We start from the raw sequence: 12,747 nt of genomic DNA on the forward strand, positions 1-12,747 counted from the left end.
TTGACAGTAATGCGGAAAAAATATCACACTTTGCCAACTGGTATTTTTTTTGATAAATTCTTCATATACAGCTGGCCGGCTGATGTGTAATTAAATGATTGTTAAACTTATTTAAAAAGAAATTGCTATGAATAATCTAGTAAGAAGAAACGGAAACAGCAACCTGGCTTTTTCAAACATCTTTGATGATTTTTTTGGTCGTGAACTTTTTAACTGGGGAAATAACAATTACTCTTCTACCAGTACAACGGTACCATCAGTAAATATAAAGGAAAACGGAGAGGCATATGAAGTTCAGGTTGCCGCTCCGGGAATGGACAAAAATGATTTTCAGATCAAGCTGGATGGTAACCTGCTGACCATTTCATCCATGAAACAGGACAGCAGTGAAACAAAAGAAGAGAATTTTACAAGAAGAGAATTCAGTTATCAGTCCTTCCAGAGAAGTTTTGAGCTTCCAAAAGATGTTGTGGACCAGGATAATATTAATGCAAAATATGAAAACGGGTTGCTTATGCTGACCATTCCTAAAAAAGAGGATGCAAAGCAGAAACCACCTAGAATGATTGAAATATCATAAAACAGAAAAATGGCTGCTACAGGCAGTCATTTTTTATTTTTATATTTTTTTAATATTGCAGTATTATATGATAATATTTGGTGAAATATATAACGTAAAATATTGGTTTTTAATATTTTATTGGATTTAAATAATCAAAGTGGTCCAGAATTTGCATCTAAAAATAATGCCGATTTTACTAAGATATTGTTTTTGAAACCATAACAAATAACTAAGTAATATGATCATCGATGAAAATCTTTTACTTGAAAATGGAGCAGTGTATGAGGATTATCAGGCAAAGGGGATTATTTATGAATTGGGAGATACTCCCCATTATTATTTCCAGATTGTTGAGGGAACAGTGGAGCTGAATAATTACCATGAAGATGGAAAAGAGTTCACCCTGAATATCCTGTCGAAAGGACAAAGTTTTGGAGAAGCTTTGCTTTTTGGGGATAAGAATTATCCGATGAATGCCATTGCAAAAACCGATTGCAGAATCCTTAAACTGCCAAAATCCAATTTTTTGAGTATGCTGAGTGAGAATATGGAACTGATTTTTACCATGTTCCGCTATCTTTCGGACCGGCTATTCTATAAATATGTAATGCTGTTTAATAATTCAGCTATAGACCCGGTGCTGAAGATAAAATCTTTAATGGATTATTACAAGGAAAGCGCACTAAACCAAAAACCTTATTCTTACCAGGTCCCGCTCACCAGACAGCAGATTGCCAATTTAACGGGATTACGTGTTGAAACAGTCATACGTACCATTAAAAAGATGGCAGACGATGGACTTCTTAAACTGGATGGACGGCGGATTTTTTACTGACAGTCTTGTTGAGATTCCTGTTTTACAATAGCTGATTTAAGTTCCGGTAATTTGAATCCTGTCGTTCTCTCCGGAAGCAATTAAAACGGTCTGGAATAATCCTAAAATTAATATATTAATCAATAATGCCGGGAAAAAAGTAATGAATTCACCTATTCTAAAATAAATACCCTGTAGTTTCTTTTTTGTTTCCATATGATCCGCGTCATAATATAGATTTTATTATCCTGTTATATTTGTAACAATAAGATCAAGAAAAATAAGAAAATAAGAACAACAAAACCCAAACTAACCGTTGTAAGAAACTTATTTTTAATAAATGGCAGAAAAAGGAGCATATTATTACCTATCGAAAGATGTACTCACAGAACCAAAGATTTTACCATTAAAAAATTATCACGGTTCTATAGCTAATAATATTGTGGTATTGCCAATTAATGCATCTGCATTATACCAATGATTATGTCGAATATTCCCCACAGCGTTACGAAGATTTAAAAGGGAGATAGTGATTCTCAATCTGACCATACTATAACGCTTCACGAGAGTAACTATATTTTCTATACCTCAAACTTTACCTTATTAATACCAACCTGACGTTATACCGATGAGTCAGGAAAATAAATTGGCAGCTATTCGGAATTGAATATTTACGAATGTTCAACAACCATGATTTTTATCCTTTGTGAGAAAACTTTGGGTTGTTTAAAATTTGCATTTACAAATACTGCCGATTTTACTGAGATATTCATTCGTAAGCATAACAAAAAAAATAAATAATATGATTATCGATGAAGATCTTTTGCTCAAAAATGGAGCAGTTTACGAGGATTATCCTGCAAAGGAAAATATTTATGAAATGGGAAGCACTCCCCATTATTATTTTCAGGTTGTTACAGGAACAGTAGAATTGAATAATTACCATGAAGATGGGAAGGAATTTACACTGAATATCATTTCGGAGGGGCAAAGCTTCGGGGAATCTTTACTTTTCGGGGATAAGAATTATCCGATGAATGCCATAGCAAAAACCGACTGCAGAATTCTTAAATTACCAAAATCCAGTTTTTTGAATATGCTGAGTGAAAATATAGAACTGGCTTTTACCATGTTCCGCTATCTTTCAGACCGGCTTTTCTATAAATATGTAATGCTGTTTAGTAATTCAGCCATAGATCCTGTGTTGAAGATAAAATCTTTACTGGATTATTACAAAGAAAATTCATCCGGACAAACGCTTTATTCTTACAAAGTCCCGTTTACCAGACAACAGATTGCCAATTTAACGGGGTTACGTGTTGAAACGGTTATACGCACCATTAAAAAGATGGCAGATGATAGTATTCTTAAGCTTGATGGGCGACAGATTTTGTACTGATTTAGGAATATTTATCACTCTGTTTAAAAATTTAATCACCGGTGTTCATATTGCTTAAAAATAATTTTGAATAATAATACTAATGTTTTGCAGGCTCTGAGAGAAGAACAGTTTTTTGACAATTCTGTCGATCCGGACAATTCATAAAAGGGTTTAAAGCAGCGATGAATGAAAACCTGGTTAAATTATGATTTGTCTCATAAAACTTTTGCTATTCAATCCATTACATTTATACTTTACTTCATTTATAATGCAGTGAGATTACACCCATTACAACCTTTCATTATTTGTAAGTGAGGTATTGGGATAGTGGCTTTAATCCCTGACGGCTGACGATCAGTACCCGGCTGGAATGCGCTCTGAATATTGGGAATTTTGCTGCCTGTTTATAATTACAGAATTCTTAAACACCAAATAATTTATATTGATATGGAAAGTAAAATAACAAGAAGAGACGCTATCGGAAAAATAGCCGCAACCGTTGCCATCGCAGCGGTTGCCCCAGGTGCTTTGGCACAGACACAGAGTAGCAATACAAGAAAATCGAATGTTAAAGCGCTTACTGATCCCCGAAACAAATATCCCAAACCACCTTTTAATAAACAGTCGCAACCTTTTCCCGGACTGGCAGGTAAAATGACACCGGTGCCCGACCATGGAGAAAAGAGCTATGTAGGTTCAGGAAGATTGGAAGGAAGAAAAGCATTGATTACAGGTGGTGATTCCGGGATCGGCAGGGCTGCAGCCATTGCTTATGCCAGGGAAGGTGCGGATGTAGCCATTAATTATCTGCCGGCGGAAGAGGACGATGCCAAGCAGGTAATAGAGCTCATCAGAAAAGAAGGCCGTAAAGGAATTGCCATTCCTGGCGATATTCGCAGTGAAGACTTCTGTAAACAATTGGTCAGTCAGGCCGTACAGCAACTCGGAGGACTGGATATTCTCATCAATAATGCAGGACATCAGAAAGCCAACGAATCTATACTCGATCTTAGCTCTGAAGACTTTGACTGGACAATGAAAACAAATATCTATGCACCTTTTTGGATCATAAAGGCTGCTTTACCCCATCTGAAACCGGGGTCTTCTATTATCGGGCTATCGTCCATTCAAGCCTATGATCCGTCCGCTGATCTTTATGATTATGCGCAAACCAAAGCAGCAACAACGAACTATGTGAAATCTCTTGCTAAGCAGCTTGGCCCGAAAGGTATAAGGGTTAATGGTGTTGCGCCCGGGCCTGTTTGGACCCCTCTTCAAGTAAGTGGCGGGCAGACACAGGAAAATCTGCAAAAATTTGGAGGCGATACACCTCTTGGAAGACCTGGACAGCCAGTAGAGCTGGCTTCTATATTCGTTCAGCTAGCAGCGGATGATGCCAGTTTCGCGACAGGGCAGATTTACGGGGCAGCAGGAGGAAAAGGGCAGCCGTAGTATATAACAAATAAAAGAGAATTTTTCAATTCCTGACAATTGAAGTTATTGAGATGCTGATGACTCATCTTTTTACTAACTTTATATAGTTGGATTGTTTGAAAAATAATCCTTTTAGGTTTTGCTGTGGTTAATATTAAAAATAATAATAATTATGCTTCTGCTCCTGAGAATTAAATTTAAGTGCCTATTTGCATTTTTTGTCATTTTTTATCTGTTTGCAGTTTCTCATGTAAATCGTCTCAATGGCCAGATGACTGAAAATATTATGTCGGATGGGAAAATGAAAACGAGGCTGGATAGCATGGTAAGCCAGTCTGCGAAAAATTATCTTAAGAATAATTATACCAACGGTGTATCGATTGGGGTTTATTATAAAGGTAAAAGTCACTGCTATAATTTTGCCAAATCCAAATTGGCCTCTGAAAAGAGTTTTTATAATATCGGGTCTGTTGCCAAGACCTTTGTAGGAATGATATTAGCGCAGGCCGCATTAGATAAAAAGATCAATTTAGATGATGATATAAGAAGGTATCTGGATGGTGATTATCCTAATCTTCATTATCAGAATAAACCCATCAAAGTTGTTCATCTGGCTAATCATACTTCAGCATTACCGAAGGTATTCCGTTCATTTCCACCGAAAATATTGGACAGTTTACGAAATCTGGGATTAAAAGATCAGGTAGACTTTTATGCTTTGTATACCAGAGACTCTTTGATGGCAGATCTTCATCAGGTAAAGCTTGATACAATTCCCGGGACCAAATTCAGTTATAATAGTACTGCAATGACACTTATGATTGTTTTGCTGGAGAATGTATATCATGATTCTTATGAAAATATTGTCACCAACTATCTTCGTACCAGGCTCAACATGCCAAATACAAAACCTTTTCTTAATGAATCAGAAATGCATTTAACCGTGCAGGGGTATAATAATAAAGGAATACCTCAGCAATTTGTCAATCTCAAAGGATATTATTTCGGTCCCACAATGAACTCAACGATAGAAGATATGTTACAATATATTAAAAGTAATCTGGACCCAAAAGAAAAAGCCTTGCAGATGGCACACCAGCTCACATTCGGATCAAAGAACAGCTTTGGTGTAGGGCTAGGTTGGATGCTGAATAGTGAGAATGGCAAAAGGTACATTTACCATGACGGCAATACCAAAATCGGATTTAATACTTTGTGCACTCTATATCCCGATGACGAGTTGGGAATTATAATCATCACTAACGATACAGTAGATCAGAAAAAAGTAGGCGAGATTGAGAATAGTATCAAACAATCAATCTTACAATAGAAGGGATAAATAGTCCTAAACAAACCAATTTCCGAAAATGTTTTACAGTTTTATAAAATATAAGTTATTGATTTTAAGAAATTGGTTTGTTTTAATTTGTTCTGATTGGATGAACTACTTTCCGATACAAAACTTAGAAAAAATATTCCCCAGCACCTCATCATTGGTCACTTCACCGGAGATTTCACCAAGATGTTCCAGGGCATTTCTAAGCTCATATGCCAATAGTTCTGTAGAGATCTGGAATGAAATAGCTTCTTTCACTTTATGAACGGCATCCAGAGACTTTCTTAAAGCTTCAAAGTGGCGCTGGTTGGTGATTACGACATTATTTTCTTCAGATTTTAAATGCTCAACATATGATGAAAGTTCATTCTTGAGATCCTGGATGTTTTGGTTTTCAACCGCGGAAATTTTAATGAAATCAAACTCATGGGAAATGGCATTTCTGAAAATGTCTTCCACTGTTTCGTATTTGGTAGGAATCACTTCATCAATTTTTGTAGCGCAGATAATCAGTTTCAGATCTTCTCTCAATAAGGACTGAATCATTTCAATATCCTCAGAAAAATCTTCAGTGGCAGCATCAGCAAGATAAACAAGAATGTTGGCATTTTCTACCTTTTCTTTGGCTTTTTTTACCCCGATTGCTTCAATTTCATCCACTGTTTCACGAAGTCCTGCCGTATCGATTAATCTGAAAGCATGCCCTTTAATATGAAGAACTTCCTCAATGGTATCTCTTGTAGTTCCTGCAATATTACTCACAATAGCTCTTTCTTCCTTCAGAAGCGAATTCAGTAGAGTAGACTTCCCGGCGTTGGGTTTTCCGATGATGGCAACAGCAGTTCCGTTTTTGATGGCATTTCCGTATTGGAAGCTCTCAATCAGTGAATTTAATTTTAATTCAATTTTATCCAGTAATCCGCTTAAGGCGCTTCTGTCCGCAAACTCCACATCTTCTTCAGCAAAATCAAGTTCCAGCTCAATTAAGGAAACGAAATTCAAAAGATCGGTTCTCAATAGAGAAATCTCATTGGTAATTCCTCCCTTCAATTGATTGATGGCGACTTTTCTCGAAGCCTCATTCTCGGATGCAATCACGTCAGCAATTGCTTCCGCCTGGGAAAGGTCAATTCTGCCGTTGATAAAGGCGCGAAGGGTAAATTCACCAGCTTTAGCCATTCTTGCTCCGTTTTTGATCAGGGTTTCAAGAATACGTTTTCCGATATGCGGCGAGCCGTGAAAAGCAATCTCCACAGAATTTTCGGTGGTGAAACTTTTCGGGGCCAGGAAAATGGATAGCATTACTTCATCAATAGCTTCTTCCTCATCCATAAAATAACCGTAATGGATGGTATGGGATTTTTGTTTTGCCAGGTTTTTAGCCGGAAAACTTTTCTGAACTACAGATAAAGCTTCATTTCCTGAAACTCTGATGATGCCTAAGGCACCTATTCCATTGGCAGTAGCCAAAGCACATATCGTATCGTTATTCATGCTGCAAATTTACGGTTTTTAATATGAATTTTCGTTGAGGTCTGTTATTCAGATTATCTATTGTTTTATTCAGGTTAAAAAAGAGCGGTTTGAAAAGTTGCCTGTTATTTTTGAATTAAACTTACATTCTCACAAGCTGGAGGATACAAAATTTTAGAATTAAATAAAGCTCTTATGTGCAGGACTTTTAACGGGTGTAATTCATTGCAGCATAGAATTTCGGGTTGTTTTGAATAAAGTTGAAAATGTAGAATCAAGCAAACGATTTTATGATAAGAGAAAAATTAAACACTTGTTTGGTATGTTAATTGTTTCTTAGTGCGGCAATGATGTTGAAAATTTAAATATTTTTCATTTAAACGGTAATAATTCGTTAAAATATTATAAATGTACATGAATAAATTATTTTTTTTTAAATATTAATAAAAAATTGATTGTTTTATTAATGCTTATTCTCAACGCTTTAGTTTACGCTCAGTGTATTCCTTATACAGGGCAGGCAATGGCAGGCGGAAATACCTATTGTCTTAACGGGAACCTTACCGTAACTACAAATATCAGTATCCCGAACGGAGCAACGCTGATGATACAATCCGGACAGCTGCAGTCTAACAGTATTCAGGTAGATGGGATTCTGGAAATCAGTGACGGAGCAAGTGTAAAGTCTACAGGAACGGTGAAAGTAGGAACTTTCGGGTCTCAGAAAAATTCAAAAATTAAATTGGGAACCAAGTCTTTCCTGTCCCTTGTAGGATCAGTGATTCAGGAAGATCCGACCTTCGGAGGCTTTTACCCGGGAACGACTTCAGTGATAGAGATGGGAACAAGCAGTGTAGTGGAGATTTGTGGAACATTTACCCAGCAGTCTACTACTTATCCTTCTGTTGAATATGTAGGTACTCCAGCCGGCAAAGCATATTGTATTGCAAAAGCAGATGTAAGTGGAGGCGGAGGAGCTTCCATTATCAGTGATGATAGTCAGATCATAACCATTGCCATGGGATCTGTGATAGGATTAGGGATGGGGAATTCAAGCTTCTGCGGACCGAATGCAACAAAGGCCATGTGTCCTTCTCTTTGGCCTGAAGGATTATCAGAAGATAAAACAAGCTGTGGGAATGCCCCGGTTATTATTGATGATATTGACGGATTCTGTACAAAGCCCGGAATTACCAGTACACCGGATGGATATACCAGGTTCGGGATTACTGTACAGGAGAAAAACAATTCCTGGCCGGAAAACATCCCTAACGGATTTTTAGCGATGGAATCAAAAAATAAAGGATTTGTCATTACCAGAGTTCAGCATGTAAGCCAGACACCGCAGCCGGCAGATGCCATTGCAGATCCGAAAGAAGGAATGCTTCTGTATGATATTCAGGATAAATGCGTAAAGCTTTACAATGGGACAGAATGGAAATGCATCCAGAAAAGCTGTAATGATTAATCTAAATGATAACAAAATGAAGAATATAAAAAACATAAGTATAGCGGTTGCTCTGGTTGCCTTTAATTCATTTTTTGCCCAGGTTGCCATTGGTAAACAAATGGTAGACGGAAACAGTACCGTATTAGACTTTGATAACGTTCCGGGAAACACCAGAGGTTTGATTCTTCCGGCTACATCAGGTTTTCCCACCGGGAATCTGGCCAACGGAACACTGATCTTTGATCTTACGGATAACAAAGTGAAAGTATATGAAAATGATACCTGGAAATCTTTGTCAGATGCCGGAGATTCAAGTCAGGTAACCCTTAATAATTCTGCAGAATCAGGGAAAGGAGTGATTATTGGAAAGGCTGAAAGTACAGCTGATGGAGTATTGGTACTGGAATCTGAGAATAAAGCAATGGTACTGCCGAAAATAGAAGCTCCGCATCTTAATGTGAAAAATCCTTATCCGGGAATGATGTGCTATGATACAGTCAGTAAAACACTTGCAGTATTCGACGGTTCAGTCTGGAATTACTGGAAATAGAAATAGAATAGTTCTGATTTAAGATAATAAAGCAGCTGTGTGAAAATATACAGTTGCTTTTTCTTTGGACTTAAACAATCTGAGCACTTTCCTTGATGCTGTTCATCACAAAAATACTTTTGGTTTGGCCTATTCCTTCAATCTCAGATAATTTGTTCACAAAAAACTCATGGAACTCATCCATGTTGGGAGCCAGGATCTTAAGCATAAAATCAAAATCTCCGCTGATGTTGTAAAATTCTACAACTTCTTTAAGCCTGCCAACTTCTTCAATAAATTTTCCTGCTGTTTTTTTATTGTGAACATTCAGGGCGATCATACAGATCACCATCATTCCCTTATTGACCTTTTTACGGTCTACTACAGCGGCGTATTCTTTAATAATTCCCTGTTTTTCCATACGTTTTATACGCTCGTGCGTAGGCGTGGGACTCAGGTTGATTCTTGCAGAAATGTCCCGGATACTCATTTTAGCGTCTTTTTGAAGCAGACGGAGAATAGACAGGTCCTTTTCATCGGGGATATAATTTTCAGTTGCCATTTTGTTCTGTTTTTACAGGTGATTATTAAGTGTGTCAGGTATTTTGTTCTTATAATTGTTTTATATATTTTATTTTGTTCCAAATTTAAGGTTAAATTTTTAAATATGTTCTGTTAATTTTAATTTTGCAGGAAATTTGAAACATGGGTACAAAGAAGAATATCATATTAATTTTAGCATCGGTAGGAACATTTGTGGAGGCTTTGGATATTACCATTATTAATTTAACTATTCCTTCTATTCAACAGCAGTTTCAGATTGGAGCAGAGACTGTACAGTGGCTTCAGACACTTTATGTACTGTTCTTCGGAGGTTTCCTGATTATTGGCGGAAAACTTTCAGATCAGATCGGAAGAAAAAAAATGTTTTTACTCGGGGCTTTGATTTTCATGCTTACTTCATTAGGTGCCGGATTATCGCAAAATTTTGAAGTACTGGCCGTATTCCGAGCTTTGCAGGGACTTGGAGCTGCTTTGGTGATGCCGTCAGCATTATCCATCGTAACCAATACCTTCAGGGAAGAGCAGGAAAGAAACCGGGCCATCGGGATCTTCAGTTCATTTGCAGCCATCGGTTCAGGGAGTGGTCTTTCGGTGGGAGGAATTATCAGTACTTACCTGAGCTGGCACTGGGTTTTTCTGATCAATGTTCCTGTTCTGTTAATCACATTGGTGCTGTCATACTATTATCTGCCATCAGATGAGAAAGAGGAAGCCGGCAGGAAAACGGATGTATTGTCCGGTATATTAATGGTATTGGGACTTTTGGGCCTGACTTACGGAACACACGAATTGGTTCATATTAAAGAACAGCCTTTTCTGGTAACAGGTTCTCTGGTTGTAGCATTGATACTTCTTGTTATGGTATATTACCGATTGAAATCTGTTGCAGAACCTTTAGTTGATTTAAAATTATTTAAACATAGATCATTGGTTGTTTCCAATGCTGCATTTTTTACCCTGGGAGCATTTTTTATAGGATTTTTATTCCTGATTTCACTGATGCTTCAGAAAGATATGGGATATAGTGCTGCTTCAGCAGGACTAATGCTTGTTCCGTTCAGTATCATTTCCGCTTTAACGGCAAAGTTTATTCTGCCTCAGGTCTCAAAGCGTCTGGGCTCGTCCCAAATGGGTGTTTTAGGGTGGCTGTTTATGCTGATGGGAGGCCTGTTATTGCTGATCTCTGTTTACACCGGACATCTGCTGGCAGTTGTTTTGTTCGGAGCCGCTTGTATTTCGGGGGTTGGAATGACGTTCTGTTTTACCGCGCTTTCTGTAATGGGGATTCAGGATGTTGAACCTTCTAATTACGGATTGGCATCAAGCCTTAGTTCTACAAGTTACTTTTTGGGAGCCGGAATAGGATTGTCATTCATGACTTTGATGGGGCAGATTTTTCCATCGGAATTTTCAGTGGGAAGCCTTAACCTGATAATATTGATCGGTTATGCTCTTTTAGCGCTAGGAATGTTATTTTATTTTATATTGAAAAGTTTAAAAATAAAGCAGGCAGAAGTAGCTGTTTCATAGTAAGAAACTTAAAAATACACAAACTATATGAAGAAAGAATCGATGCTTAGGTGTCGGTTCTTTTTTTTGCCCTTAATCTCTTCACTTTTTCACTATATTTGTCGCTTACTATACATCATGAAAATACAGGTTATCAGCGATCTTCACAGGGAATTTGGAAGTACGGAATTATGTTTTGATCATTCGGATATTGTTGTGCTGGCAGGAGATGTCAATCTCGGAACCAAAGGAATTGAATGGATTAAAGATGCAATTCCTGACAAACCTGTAATCTATGTTTTAGGCAATCATGAATACTATAAAGGTTCATATCCGAAAACACTTAATAAAATAAGAGAATCAGCTCAGGGCTCCAATGTTCATGTGCTGGAAAATTCATTTGTAGATATTGACGGAATTCGTTTTCATGGTGCAACCCTATGGACGGATTTTTCAATCTTTGGGAATCCTGTTGAGTACGGAATGCTCTGTCAGTCTAAAATGAATGATTATAAAATGATCAAGAGAGACCCTTCCTATTCAAAAATGAGAACAGTGGATACTTTTAAGATCCACCAGTTCTCAAGGCAATGGCTGCAGGAAAGTCTTGAAAATTCAAAAGGATTAAAAAATATAGTCGTTACCCATCATGCACCAAGCATACAATCTGTACCGGAGTCATATAAAGATGATCCGTTGACTTCTGCTTATGCTTCAGATCTGGAGGATATAGTCAGAGAATATCAGCCTTTGTACTGGATTCATGGGCATATTCATACTCCATGCAGATATAAAATTGATGAAACAGAAGTGATCTGCAATCCTCATGGGTATATTGATGAGAAGTACAACGGCTATGATAAGGAATTGATTATTGTTGTTTAAGTACAAAGCAAATATTTCCGCAGGTTGCTTTCTTTTTTTGTGAAAAGGGGTAAAAGGCAAAACCGCTAAATTGCAAAATAGCAAAACTGCAAAATTCACCTGTCTGCCTTCTATGCCTTTCTGTCTTTTCGCTCTTTTGCTGTTTTACCTTTTTGCTTCTTGCCTTAAAATAATAAAGTAAAATTAAATCTGCTTCGTCTGTACTGATGAAGCAGGTTTTTAATCCATATCATTATGAAGACAAATATACAAGAGGGGATCATTCTTATTCCGGATTTCAGCGGATTTACCGAATTTGTGTTCAATACAAAATTGTATACAGGTGAGTATATTGTGCGACAGTTATTGTCTACACTGATTGATGTCAATGATCAGTACTTTGAAATTTCCGAGATTGAAGGAGATGCCATTTTATTTTACCGTTATGATAAAAAATCCGTCTTATCACAGTATTTCAAGAATGCTGTGGAAGATGAGAGCTGCCTTTAACAGGAAAATTGAGGAGCTGAGTAAGAGTTTAAGTATTACTATTGATCTGGCTCTCAAATTTATTGTTCATTATGGATCTTTTTCACAATACAATATCGGAAGCTTCAGAAAACTATATGGAAAAACGATTGTTGAAGCTCATCAGCTTTTGAAAAACGGAGTGACAGAGCAGCCTTCTTATGCGCTTTTCAGTAATTCTTTTCTGGAAAACAGTAAGAATCAGGAATCTGATTTTAATAAGGATCCGTTTCGGCTGCCTGAAGTAGGGGTAATCCATTATTTTGAAAATTTAAACTAGCGTATATTTTTTAATATCATTCC

At 37.2% G+C, this 12,747-nt stretch carries 14 protein-coding genes; 11 read left to right on the forward strand and 3 right to left on the reverse strand.

Features of this window, described 5'->3' with window-relative positions; translation table 11 throughout:
- Positions 1 to 127: 127 nt before the first annotated feature.
- Both ACE3RB_RS00425 and ACE3RB_RS00430 read left to right on the forward strand, forming a co-directional pair.
- Positions 128 to 580 carry an Hsp20/alpha crystallin family protein gene (locus ACE3RB_RS00425; protein WP_002977715.1) on the forward strand — a complete coding sequence of 151 codons (453 nt, stop codon included), beginning with the start codon at positions 128 to 130 and terminating at the stop codon, positions 578 to 580.
- Positions 581 to 800: 220 nt separating this feature from the next.
- Positions 801 to 1,397 (forward strand): Crp/Fnr family transcriptional regulator, encoded by a 597-nt coding sequence (locus ACE3RB_RS00430; protein WP_374462363.1) that lies wholly within the window; start codon positions 801 to 803, stop codon positions 1,395 to 1,397.
- 36 nt (positions 1,398 to 1,433) lie between these two features.
- Here the strand turns inward: ACE3RB_RS00430 and ACE3RB_RS00435 are convergent, their stop codons facing one another.
- Complete coding sequence (locus tag ACE3RB_RS00435; RefSeq protein ID WP_374462364.1) at positions 1,434 to 1,592, reverse strand: hypothetical protein; 159 nt, start codon at positions 1,590 to 1,592, stop codon at positions 1,434 to 1,436.
- A gap of 586 nt (positions 1,593 to 2,178) precedes the next feature.
- Between ACE3RB_RS00435 and ACE3RB_RS00440 the strand changes: the two genes are divergently transcribed.
- The 3 genes from ACE3RB_RS00440 to ACE3RB_RS00450 all read left to right on the forward strand — a co-directional run bounded on the left by ACE3RB_RS00440 (position 2,179) and on the right by ACE3RB_RS00450 (position 5,521).
- Complete coding sequence (locus tag ACE3RB_RS00440; RefSeq protein WP_374462365.1) at positions 2,179 to 2,775, forward strand: Crp/Fnr family transcriptional regulator; 597 nt, start codon at positions 2,179 to 2,181, stop codon at positions 2,773 to 2,775.
- Between the two features lie 429 nt (positions 2,776 to 3,204).
- The gene (locus ACE3RB_RS00445; RefSeq protein WP_374462366.1) at positions 3,205 to 4,209 is read left to right on the forward strand and encodes an SDR family oxidoreductase; all 1,005 of its coding nucleotides are present in this window, start codon (positions 3,205 to 3,207) and stop codon (positions 4,207 to 4,209) included.
- Positions 4,210 to 4,462: 253 nt separating this feature from the next.
- Positions 4,463 to 5,521, forward strand: a complete 1,059-nt coding sequence (locus tag ACE3RB_RS00450; protein ID WP_374462368.1) for a serine hydrolase domain-containing protein — start codon at positions 4,463 to 4,465, stop codon at positions 5,519 to 5,521.
- A gap of 114 nt (positions 5,522 to 5,635) precedes the next feature.
- Here ACE3RB_RS00450 and mnmE read toward each other — a convergent pair whose 3' ends face one another.
- Positions 5,636 to 7,021: a tRNA uridine-5-carboxymethylaminomethyl(34) synthesis GTPase MnmE gene (mnmE, locus tag ACE3RB_RS00455; RefSeq protein ID WP_374462369.1), complete on the reverse strand. Its 1,386-nt coding sequence runs from the start codon at positions 7,019 to 7,021 to the stop codon at positions 5,636 to 5,638.
- 445 nt (positions 7,022 to 7,466) lie between these two features.
- Here mnmE and ACE3RB_RS00460 point away from each other — a divergent pair, with 445 nt between their 5' ends.
- Entirely contained in the window at positions 7,467 to 8,468 is a 1,002-nt protein-coding gene (locus tag ACE3RB_RS00460; RefSeq protein ID WP_374462370.1) for a hypothetical protein, read from the forward strand.
- Positions 8,469 to 8,484: 16 nt separating this feature from the next.
- The gene (locus ACE3RB_RS00465; RefSeq protein ID WP_374462371.1) at positions 8,485 to 9,000 is read left to right on the forward strand and encodes a hypothetical protein; all 516 of its coding nucleotides are present in this window, start codon (positions 8,485 to 8,487) and stop codon (positions 8,998 to 9,000) included.
- Between the two features lie 70 nt (positions 9,001 to 9,070).
- On the opposite strand, the gene ACE3RB_RS00470 is transcribed toward ACE3RB_RS00465, so the two are convergent.
- The gene (locus tag ACE3RB_RS00470; protein WP_374462372.1) at positions 9,071 to 9,541 is read right to left on the reverse strand and encodes an Lrp/AsnC family transcriptional regulator; all 471 of its coding nucleotides are present in this window, start codon (positions 9,539 to 9,541) and stop codon (positions 9,071 to 9,073) included.
- Between the two features lie 143 nt (positions 9,542 to 9,684).
- Here ACE3RB_RS00470 and ACE3RB_RS00475 point away from each other — a divergent pair, with 143 nt between their 5' ends.
- The 4 genes from ACE3RB_RS00475 (at position 9,685) to ACE3RB_RS00490 (ending at position 12,724) form a co-directional block, all read left to right on the forward strand.
- Positions 9,685 to 11,073: an MFS transporter gene (locus ACE3RB_RS00475; protein ID WP_374462373.1), complete on the forward strand. Its 1,389-nt coding sequence runs from the start codon at positions 9,685 to 9,687 to the stop codon at positions 11,071 to 11,073.
- A 117-nt stretch (positions 11,074 to 11,190) separates the two neighbouring features.
- Entirely contained in the window at positions 11,191 to 11,937 is a 747-nt protein-coding gene (locus ACE3RB_RS00480; protein ID WP_374462374.1) for a metallophosphoesterase, read from the forward strand.
- A 234-nt stretch (positions 11,938 to 12,171) separates the two neighbouring features.
- Positions 12,172 to 12,426 (forward strand): DUF2652 domain-containing protein, encoded by a 255-nt coding sequence (locus tag ACE3RB_RS00485; protein WP_374462375.1) that lies wholly within the window; start codon positions 12,172 to 12,174, stop codon positions 12,424 to 12,426.
- Positions 12,410 to 12,724 carry a DUF2652 domain-containing protein gene (locus tag ACE3RB_RS00490; RefSeq protein WP_374462377.1) on the forward strand — a complete coding sequence of 105 codons (315 nt, stop codon included), beginning with the start codon at positions 12,410 to 12,412 and terminating at the stop codon, positions 12,722 to 12,724. The genes ACE3RB_RS00485 and ACE3RB_RS00490 overlap by 17 nt, the downstream gene beginning before the upstream one ends.
- The last annotated feature ends 23 nt before the right edge of the window (positions 12,725 to 12,747 follow it).

The sequence above is a fragment of the Chryseobacterium sp. genome (genome assembly GCF_041914225.1).
Taxonomy (GTDB): Bacteria; Bacteroidota; Bacteroidia; order Flavobacteriales; family Weeksellaceae; genus Chryseobacterium.

Excerpts from the sequence above, each read along its gene's own strand:
- ACE3RB_RS00425 (WP_002977715.1), top strand. The coding sequence starts at position 128 with ATGAATAATCTAGTAAGAAGAAACGGAAACAGCAACCTGGCTTTTTCA.
- ACE3RB_RS00430 (WP_374462363.1), top strand. The coding sequence starts at position 801 with ATGATCATCGATGAAAATCTTTTACTTGAAAATGGAGCAGTGTATGAG.
- ACE3RB_RS00435 (WP_374462364.1), bottom strand. The coding sequence starts at position 1,592 with ATGGAAACAAAAAAGAAACTACAGGGTATTTATTTTAGAATAGGTGAA.
- ACE3RB_RS00440 (WP_374462365.1), top strand. The coding sequence starts at position 2,179 with ATGATTATCGATGAAGATCTTTTGCTCAAAAATGGAGCAGTTTACGAG.
- ACE3RB_RS00445 (WP_374462366.1), top strand. The coding sequence starts at position 3,205 with ATGGAAAGTAAAATAACAAGAAGAGACGCTATCGGAAAAATAGCCGCA.
- ACE3RB_RS00450 (WP_374462368.1), top strand. The coding sequence starts at position 4,463 with ATGACTGAAAATATTATGTCGGATGGGAAAATGAAAACGAGGCTGGAT.
- mnmE (WP_374462369.1), bottom strand. The coding sequence starts at position 7,021 with ATGAATAACGATACGATATGTGCTTTGGCTACTGCCAATGGAATAGGT.
- ACE3RB_RS00460 (WP_374462370.1), top strand. The coding sequence starts at position 7,467 with ATGCTTATTCTCAACGCTTTAGTTTACGCTCAGTGTATTCCTTATACA.
- ACE3RB_RS00465 (WP_374462371.1), top strand. The coding sequence starts at position 8,485 with ATGAAGAATATAAAAAACATAAGTATAGCGGTTGCTCTGGTTGCCTTT.
- ACE3RB_RS00470 (WP_374462372.1), bottom strand. The coding sequence starts at position 9,541 with ATGGCAACTGAAAATTATATCCCCGATGAAAAGGACCTGTCTATTCTC.
- ACE3RB_RS00475 (WP_374462373.1), top strand. The coding sequence starts at position 9,685 with ATGGGTACAAAGAAGAATATCATATTAATTTTAGCATCGGTAGGAACA.
- ACE3RB_RS00480 (WP_374462374.1), top strand. The coding sequence starts at position 11,191 with ATGAAAATACAGGTTATCAGCGATCTTCACAGGGAATTTGGAAGTACG.
- ACE3RB_RS00485 (WP_374462375.1), top strand. The coding sequence starts at position 12,172 with ATGAAGACAAATATACAAGAGGGGATCATTCTTATTCCGGATTTCAGC.
- ACE3RB_RS00490 (WP_374462377.1), top strand. The coding sequence starts at position 12,410 with ATGAGAGCTGCCTTTAACAGGAAAATTGAGGAGCTGAGTAAGAGTTTA.